This is a genomic window from Streptomyces sp. NBC_00019 (assembly GCF_045041015.1).
Lineage (GTDB): Bacteria > Actinomycetota > Actinomycetes > Streptomycetales > Streptomycetaceae > Streptomyces.
In genome coordinates, this window is sequence record NZ_CP108302.1 from 1,238,918 (window position 1) to 1,254,572 (window position 15,655).

Annotated in this window: 15 protein-coding genes and 2 pseudogenes; 9 read left to right on the plus strand and 8 right to left on the minus strand. The window is 71.2% G+C overall.

Annotated features, from left to right (window positions below; genetic code table 11):
• The first annotated feature begins 53 nt into the window (after positions 1-53).
• Together OHU89_RS06095 and OHU89_RS06100 are read left to right on the plus strand one after the other, a co-directional pair.
• Positions 54-479: an SsgA family sporulation/cell division regulator gene (locus tag OHU89_RS06095; protein ID WP_405640593.1), complete on the plus strand. Its 426-nt coding sequence runs from the start codon at positions 54-56 to the stop codon at positions 477-479.
• Between the two features lie 73 nt (positions 480-552).
• Entirely contained in the window at positions 553-1,245 is a 693-nt protein-coding gene (locus tag OHU89_RS06100; RefSeq protein WP_405640595.1) for a DUF2238 domain-containing protein, read from the plus strand.
• On the opposite strand, the gene OHU89_RS06105 is transcribed toward OHU89_RS06100, so the two are convergent.
• Both OHU89_RS06105 and OHU89_RS06110 read right to left on the minus strand, forming a co-directional pair.
• On the minus strand, positions 1,166-1,654 hold the full coding sequence (locus OHU89_RS06105; RefSeq protein WP_405654340.1) for a DUF6328 family protein: 489 nt from the start codon (positions 1,652-1,654) through the stop codon (positions 1,166-1,168). The two genes, OHU89_RS06100 and OHU89_RS06105, sit on opposite strands and share 80 nt — an antisense overlap.
• A 58-nt stretch (positions 1,655-1,712) precedes the next feature.
• Positions 1,713-2,696, minus strand: coding sequence for an aldo/keto reductase (locus tag OHU89_RS06110; protein WP_405640598.1), 984 nt, complete (start codon positions 2,694-2,696; stop codon positions 1,713-1,715).
• Positions 2,697-2,833: 137 nt separating this feature from the next.
• Here OHU89_RS06110 and OHU89_RS06115 point away from each other — a divergent pair, with 137 nt between their 5' ends.
• Entirely contained in the window at positions 2,834-4,513 is a 1,680-nt protein-coding gene (locus OHU89_RS06115; RefSeq protein WP_405640601.1) for a cholesterol oxidase substrate-binding domain-containing protein, read from the plus strand.
• On the opposite strand, the gene OHU89_RS06120 is transcribed toward OHU89_RS06115, so the two are convergent.
• The 3 genes from OHU89_RS06120 to OHU89_RS06130 form a co-directional block, all read right to left on the minus strand.
• Positions 4,510-5,094: a TetR family transcriptional regulator gene (locus tag OHU89_RS06120; protein ID WP_405640604.1), complete on the minus strand. Its 585-nt coding sequence runs from the start codon at positions 5,092-5,094 to the stop codon at positions 4,510-4,512. The two genes, OHU89_RS06115 and OHU89_RS06120, sit on opposite strands and share 4 nt — an antisense overlap.
• The gene (locus OHU89_RS06125) at positions 5,091-6,545 is read right to left on the minus strand and encodes an MFS transporter (protein ID WP_405640607.1); all 1,455 of its coding nucleotides are present in this window, start codon (positions 6,543-6,545) and stop codon (positions 5,091-5,093) included. Before OHU89_RS06125 ends, OHU89_RS06120 begins: the two co-directional genes overlap by 4 nt.
• A gap of 79 nt (positions 6,546-6,624) precedes the next feature.
• Positions 6,625-7,842: an FAD-dependent monooxygenase gene (locus OHU89_RS06130; protein ID WP_405640609.1), complete on the minus strand. Its 1,218-nt coding sequence runs from the start codon at positions 7,840-7,842 to the stop codon at positions 6,625-6,627.
• 307 nt (positions 7,843-8,149) lie between these two features.
• Here OHU89_RS06130 and OHU89_RS06135 point away from each other — a divergent pair, with 307 nt between their 5' ends.
• On the plus strand, positions 8,150-8,497 hold the full coding sequence (locus OHU89_RS06135; RefSeq protein WP_266896829.1) for an apotyrosinase chaperone MelC1: 348 nt from the start codon (positions 8,150-8,152) through the stop codon (positions 8,495-8,497).
• Positions 8,498-8,528: 31 nt separating this feature from the next.
• On the plus strand, positions 8,529-9,353 hold the full coding sequence (locus OHU89_RS06140; protein WP_405640612.1) for a tyrosinase family protein: 825 nt from the start codon (positions 8,529-8,531) through the stop codon (positions 9,351-9,353).
• On the opposite strand, the gene OHU89_RS06145 is transcribed toward OHU89_RS06140, so the two are convergent.
• Positions 9,354-10,064 (minus strand): ribonuclease H, encoded by a 711-nt coding sequence (locus OHU89_RS06145; RefSeq protein WP_405640615.1) that lies wholly within the window; start codon positions 10,062-10,064, stop codon positions 9,354-9,356.
• Between the two features lie 34 nt (positions 10,065-10,098).
• Positions 10,099-10,895, minus strand: a pseudogene (locus tag OHU89_RS06150) (VOC family protein).
• A 162-nt stretch (positions 10,896-11,057) separates the two neighbouring features.
• Here OHU89_RS06150 and OHU89_RS06155 point away from each other — a divergent pair.
• Positions 11,058-11,724 (plus strand): annotated as a pseudogene (locus OHU89_RS06155) (alcohol dehydrogenase catalytic domain-containing protein); the annotation flags it as partial.
• Here the strand turns inward: OHU89_RS06155 and OHU89_RS06160 are convergent.
• Positions 11,681-12,103, minus strand: coding sequence for an STAS domain-containing protein (locus tag OHU89_RS06160; RefSeq protein WP_405640617.1), 423 nt, complete (start codon positions 12,101-12,103; stop codon positions 11,681-11,683). The pseudogene OHU89_RS06155 and the gene OHU89_RS06160 overlap by 44 nt on opposite strands.
• A gap of 221 nt (positions 12,104-12,324) precedes the next feature.
• On the opposite strand from OHU89_RS06160, the gene OHU89_RS06165 reads away from it, so the two are divergent.
• The 3 genes from OHU89_RS06165 to OHU89_RS06175 all read left to right on the plus strand — a co-directional run bounded on the left by OHU89_RS06165 (position 12,325) and on the right by OHU89_RS06175 (position 15,652).
• Complete coding sequence (locus tag OHU89_RS06165) at positions 12,325-12,999, plus strand: response regulator transcription factor (protein ID WP_405640620.1); 675 nt, start codon at positions 12,325-12,327, stop codon at positions 12,997-12,999.
• A 9-nt stretch (positions 13,000-13,008) separates the two neighbouring features.
• The gene (locus OHU89_RS06170; RefSeq protein WP_405640621.1) at positions 13,009-14,667 is read left to right on the plus strand and encodes an ATP-binding protein; all 1,659 of its coding nucleotides are present in this window, start codon (positions 13,009-13,011) and stop codon (positions 14,665-14,667) included.
• Positions 14,668-14,746: 79 nt separating this feature from the next.
• Positions 14,747-15,652 carry an SGNH/GDSL hydrolase family protein gene (locus OHU89_RS06175; protein ID WP_405640623.1) on the plus strand — a complete coding sequence of 302 codons (906 nt, stop codon included), beginning with the start codon at positions 14,747-14,749 and terminating at the stop codon, positions 15,650-15,652.
• Positions 15,653-15,655: the final 3 nt, after the last annotated feature.

Below are 15,655 nucleotides of genomic sequence, written 5' to 3' on the forward strand. Positions count from 1 at the left end.
TGAGAGGGGTACTTGAGGGCAGCACCGCGTCCGTTCTTTCCGGAGGCCCTCACGTGAACTTCTCGACGCACAAGACCTTGGTCGTACAGCTCCAGGCGGGCGACACGGATCGTTTCCCCGTGCTCGCCCACCTGGACTACGACGCCTCCGACCCGTTCGCCGTCACGGTGGTGTTCAGCCACGACGGCCGGGTGCTCGCCCGATGGCGCCTCGACCGCGAGATGCTCGCCCAGGGGCTGACCGGGCCGGTCGGACTGGGCGACGTACGTCTGCGCCCCGTGTCCTCGGGCGCGGGCAAAGAGCTGCGCATGGAGCTCCTCGGCGACGCCCGGCCCGGCGGCGGAAGACATCACGCCGTGGTGTTCGTGTGGGCCCCGACGGTCGCCGCGTTCCTGAGCCGGACCTACGAGGTGGTGCTGCCGGGGCAGGAGGAGGTCGAGGTCGACGACTTCCTCGCGGAGGTCATCGCACGGGGCTGAACTGAGTAGCCGTACTCATGCCTCTCCCCCGCCCCCGCCCCACGATGGGGCTCCTACGACAAGGAGCCCCGAAATGACAGCAGTTCGCCGCCGTCTGCCCACCCTGCTGGCCGGGGTCGTGGTCGTGGGAGTGGCCCTCTCCGCCTGGGGTGCGCAGGACCGCACGACCTGGTTCCTGGAGACGGTGTGGGTGCTGGTCGGGCTGCCGCTGATCGTGCTGACCCGGCGGCGCTTCCCGCTGACCGATCTGCTGTGCTGTCTGCTGGCCGCCCATGCGCTGGTGCTGGTGATCGGCGGCCACTACACGTACGCGGAGGTGCCGTTCGGCAACTGGCTGCGCGACGAGCTGGGCCTGGAGCGCAATCCGTACGACCGGTTCGGCCACCTCATGCAGGGGTTCGTGCCGGTCTTGCTGGTGCGGGAGCTGCTCAGCCGGACCTCGCCGCTGCGGGGCAGTCGCTGGCTGGCGCCGCTGACAGTGTGCGCGTGTCTGGCCTTCAGTGCCGTCTTCGAGATGCTGGAGTGGCTGGCCGCGGTGCTCGGGGGTCAGGCGGCGGACGCCTTCCTGGCCACGCAGGGCGATGTGTGGGACACCCAGTGGGACATGTTCTGCGCCCTGGTCGGCGCCACCGTCTCGGTGCTGCTGCTGAGCCGCCCGCACGACCGGCAGCTGGCCGCGCGGGCCTTCACTCCGTCGTATAGCGGCGCCGGATCCACAGCGGCAGCAGGAACCAGCACACCAGGTACCACGCGACCACTGCGCTGACCAGCCACGGCACGTAGGGGTCGTGGGTGGCGACCCGCAGGATCAGCAGGAGTGAGGCGGCCGTGGTGGCGAGCAGCAGCACCAGGCCGACGAAGGTCAGCCGGGCCGCCCACAGCACCGCGCGGGGTTTGATGCGGCGCCCGGACACCAGGCGGTGCAGGGACACCGGCCCGATGAGGGCACCGGTGGCGGTGGCGCCGAGGACGACCGTCACGATGTAGATCGTCTGTTCGGTGTCGCCGAGGTCGGCATACTTCGGTGTGAAGACGACGGTCAGCAGGAAGCCGAACAGGATCTGCACGCCCATCTGAGCGACACGGATCTCCTGCATGAGCTCGGCCCACATACGGTCGGCTCGCTCGTCCTCGGTCTCGTCGCGTCCCGTTCGTCTCTCCGCAGCCTGCACCATGCGGGACGGGTAACCCGGCGTCTGATCGTTCAAACAGCCGGGCTCCCGTCCCCATGGACTACCAGCGGTTCTCGACCTGGTCCTTGATCCGCCCCTCGTAGAGGTCCCGGATCGCGGTGAGCGTCTTCTCGGACAGCTCCGGCAGCGCGGCGGCGGCCGCATTGGCGCGGGCCTGCTCGGGGTTGCGGGCGCCGGGGATCACGGTGGTCACGCCGGGCTGCTGGATGATCCAGCGCAGTGCCAGCTGGGCCGGAGTGTATCCCTCGGGGGCGAGGGCGGAGAACTCGGCGGCCGCCTCCACGCCGGTCGCGTAGTCGACGCCGGAGAAGGTCTCGCCGACGTCGAAGGACTCGCCGTGCCGGTTGTAGGTGCGGTGGTCGTTCTCGGGGAAGACCGTGTCCTTGGTGTACTTGCCGGACAGCAGACCGGAGGCCAGGGGCACCCGGACGATGATACCGACGCCCGCCTCCTGCGCCGCGGGGAGCACCCGCTGAAGCGGCTTCATGCGGAACGCGTTGAAGATGATCTGCACGCTGGCCACGCCCGGCCGGGCGATCGCGGTCAGGGCTTCCTCGCAGGTCTCCACACTGACGCCGTACGCGGCGATGCGCTCCTCCTCGACGAGGGTGTCCAGCGCGTCGTACACCGCGTCCGTCGAGTAGACCGGCGTGGGCGGGCAGTGCAGCTGGACGAGGTCGAGGCGGTCGACGCCGAGGTTGCGGCGGGAACGGTCGTTCCAGGCACGGAAGTTGTCGAGGACGTAGTTCTCCGGGATCTGGTCGACCCTGCGGCCCATCTTCGTGGCGACCAGGACGTGCAGGTCGGGCCGGCTCCGCAGGAACGTGGCGATGGTCTGCTCGCTGCGGCCGTCGCCGTACACGTCGGCGGTGTCGAAGAAGGTCACGCCCGACTCGGCGGCGGCCTCCAGTACCGAAAGGGCTTCCTTGTCGTCGACGTCTCCCCAGTCGGCACCCAGCTGCCATGTACCGAGACCGACGACGGATGCGTGCTGACCCGACCTACCGAAAGTGCGCTCGTCCATGGCGTCAGTCTGTCATCCGTCACCTCTGTGCGCGGAACGGGCTCCTCCGGAGGCTCCCCTGTGAATCATTCACTCACACGAGTGAATGAACTCGATGAGCAAGCGCTCTCTGTCAGCAGGTCCCTAGCTTGACCCCCGTGACCCACAACTGGACCCGCAGAAGCTTTCTCCTCAGCGCCGCCGCCCTGACCCTCGTGCCGGCCGATCCGGCCGTCGCCGCGCAGGAACTGCCCGGCTTCCCGGACGAGGTGGCGCTCTACCGCTCGGCGTACCGGAACTGGGTCGGCGAGATCACCGCCGCCGGGCTGTGGGCCTGTGCGCCGTCCGACGGGGACCAGGTGGCCGCCGTCGTCAACTGGGCCTGGCAGAACGGCTGGCGGGTGCGCGCCCGGGGCTTCTCGCACGGCTGGTCACCGCTGACGATCACCGAGGGCACCTCGCCGGACGCACCCGTGCTACTCGTCGACACGACCGCGCACCTCACCGATCTGGCCCTGGAGTCCGCCGACGCAGTGCGCGCCGGCGCCGGCGCCTCGATGGAGTCCCTGCTGACCTTCCTGGAGGGACACGGCCTCGGTGTGACGGCCGCGCCCGCGCCCGGCGACCTCACCCTCGGCGGCGCCCTGGCGATCGACGCGCACGGCAGCGCCGTCCCCGCACAGGGCGAGCGGCGGCTGCCGGGCCAGACGTACGGCTCGCTGAGCAACCGGGTGCTGTCGGTCACCGCGGTCGTGTGGGACGAGGGCACCGGGGCCTACGTCCTGCGGACCTTCGCACGGGACGAGGCGGACGCCGCCGCGCTGCTGACCCATCTCGGGCGGACCTTCGTCACGGAGGTCGTCCTGCGGGTCGGCGCGAACGTGAACCTGCGCTGTGTCAGCCGTATGGACATCCCGGCAGGTGAGCTCTTCGCCGCCCCCGGCAGCGACGGACGCACCCTCGCGAGCTACCTGGACGAGGCCGGGCGCGTCGAGGCGATCTGGTTCGCCTTCACCGAGTTCCCGTGGTTCAAGGTGTGGAGCGTCGAGCCGACGAAGCCGCTCACCTCGCGCCGCGTGACGTCGCCGTACAACTACCCCTTCTCCGACAACGTCCCGACCCTGGTGGCGGACCTCGCCGGGCGGATGGTCTCGGACGCGGCCTGGTATCTGGCACCGGTGCTCGGGAACGCGCAGTACGACACGGCCGCGCTCGGGCTCGTGGCGACGCTGTCCGCCGACATCTGGGGGCCGTCCAAGAACACGCTGCTCTACGTCAGGCCCACCACCCTGCGGATCAACGCCAACGGCTACGCGGTGCTCACCTCCCGGGACCAGGTGCAGCGTGTCGTGGCCGAGTTCACCGCCTTCTACCGCGAACGGCTCACGGCGTACGCGGCCCTGGGACGCTTCCCGGTCAACGGCTCGGTGGAGATCCGTGTGACGGGCCTGGACGACCCGGCCGACGCCGAACTCGTCGGCGCCCGCGCCCCGTTGCTCTCCGCGCTGCGGCCGGACAGCGAGCACCCGCAGTGGGACACCGCCGTCTGGCTGGACGTGCTGACGCTGCCGGGGACCCCGTACGCGGAGGCCTTCCTGCGTGAGCTGGAGCAGTTCCTGCTGGACAGCCACGACGGCACGGACGCCCTGACCCGCGTCGAGTGGTCCAAGGGCTGGGCCTACACGGACGACTCGGTGTGGGACGACGAGCAGGTGCTCGGCACGGCGGTGCCCGCGTCCCTCGGCGACGGCGTCTGGGAGCAGGCGGCCGGCATCCTGGACCGTCTCGACCCGCACGGCGTGTACGGCAACGCCTTCCTGGACCGGCTGTTCGGCTAGGGCGTGAGCTGGGCCTGCACCACGGGTGCGTACCGCTCGACGATGGTGTCGAGCGTGCTCGCCCTGAGATGGGTCCCTCGGGCGATGCCGTACATCACGCCGAGGCCGAGAAGGGTGCCCACGGCGAGTTCGGCGCGCAGTCCGGTGTCGGGGCCGGTGAGACGTTCGGCGAGGCGTTCGGTGACCTGGGCGCGGAAGTTGGCGCGCAGGATGTCGCCCTGTTCGCCGTGCAGGGGGGCGAAGGCGATGCGCAGCAGGGGGTCGGCGCCGCGCTCGCTCTGGCTCTCCAGGACGTGCCGGACCATGTGCCGGCCCAGCTCTTGCAGGGGTGCGTCCAGCAGGGCTTCCGCGTCGGTCTCGAAGGACATGACGCGGGCGAAGAGGGCGTCCTTGTTGCCGAAGTACTTCAGGATCAACGGCGGGCTCACACCGGCGCGTTCGGCGACCGCCTTCAGGGTGATGTCGGCGTGGGCGTGGCGGGCCAGGAGGTAGCGGGCCGACCTGAGGATGGCCGCCTTGGTCGCCTCGGCGTCCCGGCGGGCGGACGTGGAGGCGGTCGGTGGGGTGCTCACGGCACTCATGCTCCCTCCATCACCCCCTTGCGGGCTCCCCGGGCCCTGCGTGTTCCGCCGGCCTCCGGGTCGGCGGGGATGCACAGTGCGGTCGCGCACGCCGCCAGGGCGACCGCACCCGCGACGCCGAAGGCCAGCAGATAGCCGTCCAGGGCGGGTACGGGAACACCGCCGACCAGGCTGGTGTGGCGGACCAGGACCGCGGCGACGGCGGCACTCGACACCGCCTGCCCGATCGTGCGCATCAGGACGTTGACGCCGTTGGCGGAGGCGGTCTGGCCTGCCGGGACGGCGTGCAGGATGAGGGTGGGCAGCGCCGAGTAGGCCAGGGTGGTGCCGGTGCCCACGACCGCCGCACCGACCATGATCATCCACAGGTCGTGGCTGTCGGCGATGCGCACTACGTACCCGGCCGCGATGACCAACGCCCCGAGGGCGAGCGTGACGCGCGGTCCGCGGGAGGCGGAGATCCGCGCCGAGACCGGCGAGAACAGCAGCATGATGAAACCGCCCGGGAGCAGCACCAGACCGGTCTGGACGATCGACAGCCCGAGCCCGTACCCCGTGGCCCGGGGCGCCTGCACGAGCTGGGCCGTGACGAGGGAGTTGGCGTAGAACGCGAACCCGGTCAGCAGTGCGGCCACATGCGAGAGCCCGACCCGCGGCTTCGACACCAGCCGCAGATCGACCAGCGGTCTTTCGGTCCGCAACTGCTGCCACCACCACAGGGCCAGTACGACGACGGCCGCACCGAAGAGTCCCAGGATCCGCGCGCTGTCCCACCCCCACTGCCCGCCCTGCGACACCCCGAGCAGCAGGCTGACGAGCCCGGCGGCCAGGCCGAGGGTGCCCGGCACGTCGAACCGGCCGGGCTCCCGCACCGGCGACTCCCGTACCGCCCACCAGACCGAGGTGACGCCGACCGCGCCCAGGCCGGCGGTCACCCAGAACATGGCGTGCCAGTTCGCGTACTGCACGATGACCGCCGCGAGCGGCAGGCCCAGCGCGGCGCCGATGCCCACGGTCGAGCTCATCAGCGCCACCGCGTTGCCCCGGCGTTCCGGGGGCAGTTCGTCGCGCAGGATGCTGATGGCCAGCGGTACGACGGCGGAGGCGGCGCCCGAGAGGGCGCGGGCGGCGATGAGCACCCGGATGTCGGAGGACAGGGCGCACAGCACCGAGCCGACGGTCATCAGGCCGAGCGCCGCCATGAGCACCCTGCGCTTGCCGTACATGTCGCCGGCCCGGCCGAGGACCGGGGTGAGGACGGCGCCGGCGAGCAGGGTCGCGGTGACCATCCAGGAGACGGCGCCGGGTGAGGCACCGGTCAGCCGCGGCAGGTCCGGCAGCAGCGGGACGACCACGGTCTGCATGACGGCCATGAGGATGCCGCCGAACGCCAGCACCGGGACCGTCAGCCGTTCCCGCAGGGGCCGGGGTATCGCGGCGGGCTCGTCCATAGGCACTCCAGCGGAAAATGCGGGTGAATGGCAATTCACCATAGCTGGTGAATTGCCATTCACCCAAGAGAAAAGGCCGCTACTTCCGCTCGCCCAGGGCCCGGGTGTGGGCGCTGCGCGCGATCTTCGGACCCAGCCAGCGCTTGAGCCGGCGCAGCGCTTCGAGCTGCCCCGCGGCCTTGTCGAGCCGGTAGTACAGCTGGGGCGGGACGTAGGGCAGCAGGGGCGAGTGGCGCTGGCCGAGCAGGGCGAACATCTGCTGCGGGGGCAGATGGATGTAGCGCGGGAGGTTCTCGTACCACTGGGCGCTGTAGCGGGCGGCGCTCTGGACGGAGAGGAGCTCGGCCTTGCGCTGCCGCTCGTAGCGGGCGAGGGCCTGCGGGAGGTCGGTGTGCTCACGGAGCGCTGCGGCCAGGGCGATGGCGTCCTCGAGGGCGAGGGTGGTGCCGGCACCGATGGAGTAGTGGGTGCTGTGGGCGGCGTCGCCGATGAGGACGAGGTTGTCGCGGGACCAGGTGCGGTTGGTGAGGGTGCGGAAGTTGAGCCACTGGGCGCTGCCGTCGGCACCGGAGCGGCCGATGAGGGAGTGGCCGTCCAGGACGTCGGCGAAGAGCTTCTCCAGCAGGGTCAGGCCCTCGGCCTCGTCCGCTCCGTCGAGGCCGAGGCCTGACCAGGTCTCCGGGGCGCATTCGATGACGCAGGTGCTGCGGTCGGGGCCGAAGCCGTAGCCGTAGCACCAGATCCAGCCGTGGTCGGTCTCGACGAAGGCGAAGGTGAAGGCGTCGAAGACCTTGGTGGTGCCGAGCCAGGCGTAGTGGTTGCGGCCTGCCCTGACCTCGGTGCCGAAGTGGTCGGCGTGGGCGGTGCGCAGCGCGCTGTGGACGCCGTCGCCGGCCACGATCAGGTCGGCGTCGGGCAGGTTCTCCGGGGTGATCCCGTGCTCGAACTCCAGCCGTACACCGAGCTCCCGGGCGCGGGCGGCGAGGAGCTCCAGGAAGCGGTGGCGGCCGATGCCGTGCCCTTCGTCGCCGCGGTGGCGGGTCGTCAGGTCCCGTACATGGGCGACGCCGTCGTTCCAGCGGACCGAGTGCTCCTCGACGGCCCGCGCGGTCTCGGGGTCGCGCTCGTGGAGCTTGTCGAGCAGACCACGCCAGTAGGTCACGCCCCAGCCGTAGGTCGAGCCCTCCGGATTGCGCTCGTAGACGGTGATGTCGTGGGACGGGTCCTGCCGTTTCAGCAGGATCGACAGATACAGGCCGGCGGGCCCGCCACCGACGCAGGCGACCTTCACGCGCACCCCAGGAATTACTCAAAGCGGTCAATTGACGACGCAGAGTAGCAGGCGATTGCGCCAGTTCCTCCAGGTGAGCCAGGCCACCGACGGCACACCCGTCCGCCAAGGACCGCCCAAAACACGGCCTCCGGCGAAAGGAATTGCCCGTTCCGGCGCTGCACGGGCCCCGCCGAAGCAAGATCATCTTCGTTCAACGTTGCACGACATGTTGGTAATTGTCCGGATCGTAGCCAACCGGTCCCGGGGGATTTCTCCCGCTCTCCACCGGCCCGATAGGCATGCGGAGTCGCCCACCACCGGAAGGACTCCCATGCCCGAACTGACCCGACGCCGCGCACTCACCGCCGCGGCCGCCCTCGCCACCACGGTCGCCGTCGCACCCCGAGCCGCCGCCCACGACCACTCCCCCGAGGCCTTCGACGAGGTCTACAAGGGCCGCCGCATCCAGGGCCACCCCGCCGCCGCGGGCGGTCACCACCACGGCACCGGATACGCCGTGTTCGTCGACGGCGCGGAACTGCACGTGATGCGGAACGCCGACGGCACCTGGATCAGCGTCGTCAGCCACTACGACCCGGTACCGACGCCGAAGGCCGCCGCACGGGCCGCCGTCGACGAGCTGCGGGGCGCACGACTCGTCCCGTTCCCCGCCAACTGACCTGCCCCGCACGCACCTTGGAGTACCGCACATGACCGTCCGCAAGAACCAGGCGAGCCTGAGCACCGACGAGAAGCGGCGCTTCGTCGCCGCCGTCCTGGAGCTCAAGCGCAGCGGCCGCTACGACGCCTTCGTCACCACGCACAACGCCTTCATCATGTCCGACACCGACAACAGCGAACGTACGGGCCACCGTTCACCGTCGTTCCTGCCCTGGCACCGCAGATACCTCCTCGAGTTCGAGCGGGCCCTGCAGTCGGTGGACGCGTCGGTGGCGCTCCCGTACTGGGACTGGTCCACCGACCGCTCCCCGCGCGCCTCGCTGTGGGCGCCGGACTTCCTCGGCGGCACCGGCCGCAGCCGGGACGGCCAGGTGATGGACGGACCGTTCGCCACGGCGGCCGGCAACTGGCCCATATCCGTGCGGGTGGACGCCCGTACGTTCCTGCGCCGCTCGCTCGGCGGATCCGTGCGCGAACTGCCGACACGGGCGGAGGTCGACTCCGTGCTGGCCATGTCGACGTACGACATGGCGCCCTGGAACAGCGCCTCGGACGGCTTCCGCAACCACCTGGAAGGGTGGCGCGGGGTCAATCTGCACAACCGGGTCCATGTCTGGGTCGGCGGCCAGATGGCGACCGGGGTCTCCCCCAACGACCCGGTGTTCTGGCTGCACCACGCCTATGTCGACAAGCTGTGGGCCGAGTGGCAGCGCAGGCACCCGGACTCGGGGTATCTGCCCGCCGCCGGGACGCGGGACGTGGTCGACCTGGACGAGACGATGAAGCCGTGGAACGACGTACGCCCGGCGGACCTGCTGGACCACCGGGCGCACTACACGTTCGACACGGACTGATCAGGCGTCCGCCGTACGGCACTCCGGGTGGCCCCAGCCCTGCGCGTTCTTCGCGATGTCCACGCCTGCCGCGTAGGGGCGGCCGCACAGACAGCGGCCGGGGAACTTGGCCTTGATGGTGCGAGACCCCGAGGACGCCGAGGCGGCCGGACCGCCGCTCCGCCGGGGCGACTTGGCCTTGGCGGGGCGGGAGGCCTTCGGGGTGTCGGGCGAGGGCGGCGGCTCGGGCGAGCCGAGGTCGGTGCCCGCGGGCTCCTGGACCACGGCGGCCTGGCTGGCGGCGCGGTCCGCGAAGTCGTTGAGGGGGTCGCCGTCGACCTGGTGGGCGGGGACGTAGCGGAAGTCGACCTTGCGGCCGTCGAGCAGTTCGTCGATACGGACGACCAGGTCCTGGTTGGCGACCGGCTTGCCGGCGGCCGTCTTCCAGCCGTTGCGCTTCCAGCCGGGCAGCCAGGTGGTGACGGCCTTCATGGCGTACTGGGAGTCCATCCGGATCTCCAGCGGCACGTCCGGCTCGACCGCCGTCAACAGGCGTTCCAGCGCGGTGAGTTCCGCGACGTTGTTGGTGGCCTTGCCGAGCGGCCCCGCCTCCCAGCGGGCCGGGGTCTCCGTGTCGTCCGCGACGACCCAGGCCCAGCCGGCCGGTCCGGGGTTTCCCTTCGAAGCGCCGTCGCAAGCGGCCACCACACGTTCACGCATGGGCCCGATCATGCCACGGAGGGGCGGGGCGCCCGGCCACCGGTCCTCAGACCTCCGAGATCTTCGGCATCTCGCCCTCGGTCGTGCTCAGGTCGATCACCGAGAAGCTCGCGCCCTGCGGGTCGCTCAGCGCGGCGAACCGGCCGAAGGGGCTGGACATCGGCCCGAAGCGCAGGATGCCACCGAGCTTGGTGGCCTTGGCGACGGCGTCGTCGCAGTCGGGCACGGCGAAGTAGACGTTGACGTACGACGGGACCTCGGGCGGGAAGTCGTCCGTCATCTTCATCCGGCCGAGGACGGTGTTCTCGCCGATGTCGAAGATGCGGAAGTCGACCCCGTCGTCCTCCATCTGCTTCGCGCGGTACGGGAAGACCGCCGTGAGGAAGTCGCCGTCTTCGCGGGCTCACGGGTGAACACCTCCGCCCAGGCGTACGCCCCCGGCTCGCCGATCGCCTCGAAGCCCTCGTGCTGTCCGGCCTGCCAGACGCCGAGGACGGCGCCGCTGGGGTCGCGGGCCAGGCACATGGTGCCGAAGTCGCCGACCGCCATGGGCTCCATCAGTACTTCGCCGCCGTTCTCACGGATCTTGCCGGCCGTGGCAGCGGCGTCCGGGCTCGCCAGATAGAGGCACCACTGCGAGGGGCCCTCCTCCTGGCCCGGCATGGGCGGGACGACGGCGGCGACGGCCTTGCCGTCCGAGTACGCCTGCGTGTAGTTGCCGTACTCCGACGACGCCTCGCCGAAGGTCCAGCCGAGGACGTCGCCGTAGAAGCTCTTGGCTCCCTCGACGTCACTGAACATCGCATCGGCCCAACAGGGGGTTCCCTCAGGTTGTACGGCCATGGCTGCGGCCCTCTCCGGTTCGGTGGTCGGTCCGGTTTCTCACGCTAGTCACCCCGCCGCCGGGTCGCGCGCCGAACGGTTCGGTCCGTTTCGGACGGGAAAGGGGGCCGTCACGGAAAGGGGGACGGTATGACGGGTGGTGCGATGCGGGCGTGGTCCGTGGTGCGGCCGGGGCCCGAGGTCGTCGGTGCGGTGATGCGTGCGACGGGCGGTTATGCCGTGGGCGACCGGGTGGGCGTCGCCTGGCTGCGCCGGACCGACGGGAGCTGCCCCTACTGCCTGCGCGGGGCCGAGAACCTGTGCCCGGCCTCCCGGTACACGGGCTGGGACGCCGACGGCGGTTACGCGGAGTACACGACCTTGCCCGACGCCTTCGCCCACCGGCTGCCGGACGGCCGCTGTTGTGCGCGGGCATCATCGGCTACCGCGCGCCCGCCGGGCGGACGACTTGGGCTGTACGGGTTCGGCGGCAGCGCCCATCTGTGCGCCCAGGTCGCGCTCGCCGAGGGTGCCACCGTGCACCTGCTCACCCGCGGGGAGGCGGCACGGCGGCCGGCGCTCGACCTGGGCGCCGCCTCCGCACAGGACGCGTACGCCCCGCCGCCCGAGCCCCTGGACAGCGCGATCCTGTTCGCCCCGGTCGGCGATCCGGTCCCGGTGGCACTGCGCGCCCTCGAACACACGCGAGGACGCCCGGGAGTTTCTGGCGCTCGCCGCCCGCTACAGCGTGCGGGCGATCACCCACACGTATCCGCTGTCACGGACCGGCCAGGCGCTGCGGGATCTCAAGGCCGGCCGTTTCGACGGGGCGGCCGTACTGGTGCGGTGAGCGCGGACACCGCCTCGGCCAGGGTGGCGAATGGATTCAGCACGTCCGCTGTGCCGTTCGCGCACAGCAACCGCAGCTGGCCGGTGTCACACAGAAGGGCGAATCCGCACCCCGCCTCGATGACGCGGCGCCGGAAACGCAGCACCACGTTGAGGCCGGCGGAGTCGATGAAGGAGACCGGGCGCAGGTCGACGGCATAGCCCGGGGCGGCCACCGCCGCCAGGGAGTCGAACCAGAGGCTCAGGTGGGCGGCGGTGGCCAGATCGATGTCGCCGTGCAGTTCGGCGACCAGCAGTCCGGTCTCCGTACGCAGCAGCGCGTGCTCGCCGGCGGGGGGCCAGGAGGCCGAGCCGACGAGCTCCAGAATGGTGTCGTGCAAGCCGTCCGTCCCCGTTCCGTACCTGCCGCGTGTTCCGGCACGGGCGCGTGCGGTGACTTCGTCATCCCCGCACCGCAGGCACCCGCGCCGGAACTCCCCCTTGGCGGCTCCCCCTTGAACCGTGGGCCTTTACTGTTCTACCTTCGCCACATGGTCGGGGCATCAACGCCCGCTCGTCGGTTGCACAACGAGCGGACGGCAGTTGGGCCAGGTGATGCGGAATGCGTCCGCACCTCGCCCTGATCGAGGACGACTCCGATTTCGCACTGATGTGCCGTTCCTATCTGGAACGCGCGGGCTTCACCGTCACCTGGGCCATGGACGCCCGCGCCGGCAAGGCCGCCTTGCACGAGGGCGGCGTCGATCTGGCCGTCCTCGACCTGGGCCTTCCCGACGGCAGTGGCCTGGAACTGTTGCGGGCGCTGCGCTCCACGAGCCGCCTTCCGGTCATCGTGGTCACCGGCCGCGGTGCGGAGGCCGACCGGGTGGCGGGACTGGAGATCGGCGCCGACGACTACCTCGTCAAACCGTTCTCGCAGCGCGAGCTGGTGGCCCGGATCCGCGCGGTACTGCGCCGCTCGCAGCCGCCGGAGACTCCGACCGTGCTCCGGATCGGCTCCCTGCGCGTCGACACGGCCGCCCGCCAGGCCTCCTCCGAGGGCTTTCTGCTGACGCTGCCGCCCAAGGAGTACGCCCTGCTGGAGCTGCTGGCCGCCGCGCCCGGCCGGGTCTTCTCGGCGGAACAGCTCCTCGAGCGGATCTGGGGCGCCTCCTGGCAGCAGCCCGCGACCGTGGTCGAGCACGTCTACCGGCTGCGCGGCAAGCTCGCCCGGCTGCCCGCGCCCGCCCCTCGGATCACCACCGTCCGCGGCTACGGCTACCGACTCGACCCCTGAGAGCGACGCATGGCCGACGCCCCGGACTTCCGGCGCCTGTTCGACGCCGTCCTGTCCCCCCTGCTGGTCCTCACCCCCGACTTCACCATCGTCGAGGTCAACCGCGCGTATCTCATGGCCACCCGCACCGAACGCGCCATCGTCGGGCGCCCCATCTTCGCCGTGTTCCCCGACAACCCCGACGATCCGTCGGCCGACGGCGTCGCCAATCTGCGCCGCTCCCTGGAAGCGGTGGTCGCCACCGGTCGTACCGACACCATGGCGCTCCAGCGCTACGACATCCCCACGGAGGACGGCGGCTTCGCCGAGCGCTACTGGAGTCCGGTGAACTCGCCCGTCCTGGACTCCGAGGGTGAGCTGTCGTACATCATCCACCGGGTCGAGGACGTCACGGAGTTCGTGCATGTGCGCCACGTGGGGCGGGAGCAGCAGCGGATGGCCGCCGAGGCGCAGATGCGCGCGGAGGGCATGGAGATCGATCTGTTCGTCCGGGCCCGGGAGATCCGCGAGGTCAACGAGCAGCTCCAGCTGGCCAACGCCGAACTGGACGCGGTGGGGCGGCGGTTGCGGGAGGAGCAGGAGGCCAAGGACCGGTTCATCGCGACGCTCTCGCACGAGCTGCGCAACCCGCTCGCGGCGGCCACCGCGGCCACCGAGCTGCTGGCCCTCGACATGCCCGAGGGCCATCCGGCGCTGTCCGTGCTGGAACGGCAGCTGGGCACGCTGGTGCGGATGAGCAACGACCTGCTGGACGGCACGCGAGCGGTGACGGGGCGGCTGGAGCTGGTGCGGGAGCGGGTCGACATCCGGTCCGTCGTCGAGGGGGCATGTGCCGACATCCGCCATCTGTTCGGGCACGAGGGACGCAAGCTCGACGTCGGTGTGCCGGGCGAACCGGTGATCGTGGACGGCGACCGGCTGCGGCTGGCGCAGGTGCTGACCAACCTGCTGTCGAACGCGCTCAAGTACACATCGCCGGGCGGGCACACCGAGGTCGCCCTGGGCGTCGAGGGCGACCGGGCCCGGCTCACCGTGCGGGACGACGGGATCGGTTTTCGGCCCGGCCAGGCCGAGGACCTGTTCGGGGTGTTCATGCGGGCGGCTCCGGCCGGGCCCGACACACCGGAGGGGCTGGGGCTGGGCCTCGCGGTCGCCCGCACCGTGGTGGAGCTGCACGGGGGCCGTGTCTCCGCGCACAGCGAAGGGCCGGGCCGGGGCGCCGAGTTCACCGTGGCGGTGCCGATCGCCGACTCCGGCGCGCCCGAACCGGCACGACCGGTGGTGGTCCGTCCGGCCAGGCGGCAGCTGTCCATCCTGATCGTGGAGGACAACGCGGATCTCGCCCTCACCTACCGCACCCTGCTCCAGCGGCAGGGCCACCACGTCACGGCGGTGCACACCGGCACGGACGCGCTCACCGCCACCGAGGGCCGCCTCTTCGACGTCGTGCTCTGCGACCTCGGTCTGCCCGACATCGACGGCTACACGGTCGCCCGCACGATCAGGACCCGGCCGCACGGCGAGCAGCTGCGGCTGATCGCGGTCTCCGGTTTCAGCCAGGGCAGCGACCGCACCAGATCCCGGGCGGCCGGTTTCGACGCGCATCTGACCAAGCCGTTGCCGTTGAACGATCTCATCGACCTCCTGGAGCGCTTCGACGAGCCGTGACCGGCACACGTCTTCCGCCCTGTGCCCCGCTGTGCTTGCCTGGGGAGCCGTTTTCGGTGTCCGGGGCGGGAGTTGCTGCATGCGGAAGCCGTGGATCGTGGGAATGCTGCTGGCCGGAGTGCTGCTCGGAGCGTGCTCGGACCCGGCGTCCGGGCCCGAGGCGGCCCCGTCCTCCGTCGCGCCTCCGAAGCCGGCCGGCACGACGCAACAGCAGGCCGCCGGCACTCCCGGTGTCCCGGAGAAGGCTCCGGTGGTGCTGTATCTCGGGGACTCGCTGGCGATGGAGTCCCAGAAGGTGGTCGGGCAGGAGCTCCGCCGGGACCTGCGTGCCGAGTACACGGGCAAGCCGTACTCCGGGACGACGGTGTGCGACTACCTGGAGGGCACCGGCGCCAAGTCCCTCGTACCGGACCGCGACAAGGCGGCCGCCCTGGTGCGCTCGCTGCGGCCGGACTTCGTGGTGCTCCAGTTCTGGGGCAACGCGTGGGGCTACACGTGGTGCATGGACGGCATCACCCACGCCGAGGCGCCGGCGACGTACTTCAAGCGGTACCGGGCCGACATGGCCCGTCTGACCGAGCAGATCGCGACGGCGGGCGGCGCCCATCGGCCCCGGATCGTGTGGGTGGCGCAGGGCCCGGACCCGATCACCCCCGACCGGGTCCGGCGCGTGAACGAGCTCTACGCCCGGCAGGCCGCCGCCTCGGGCGACCTCGTCGCCGACGCGGGAGCCAAGGTGAGTGCGGCCGGGGCCCGCTACACCTGGGCCCAGTACCTGCCGTGCACCGCCTACGAGCGCGAGCACTCCGCGTACTGCACCCAGCCGGGCCGGGACCGGACCGCCCTCCACCTCGACAAGGACTATCTGCACTTCTGTCTGGCGCCCACCACGTCCACGCCGAAGCCCTGCCCGGTCCGCTCCCCCGGCATCCTGCGGATCGCGCGGGAGATCACCCGGGTGATCGGCCGGACGCCCGTCGACTGAGCC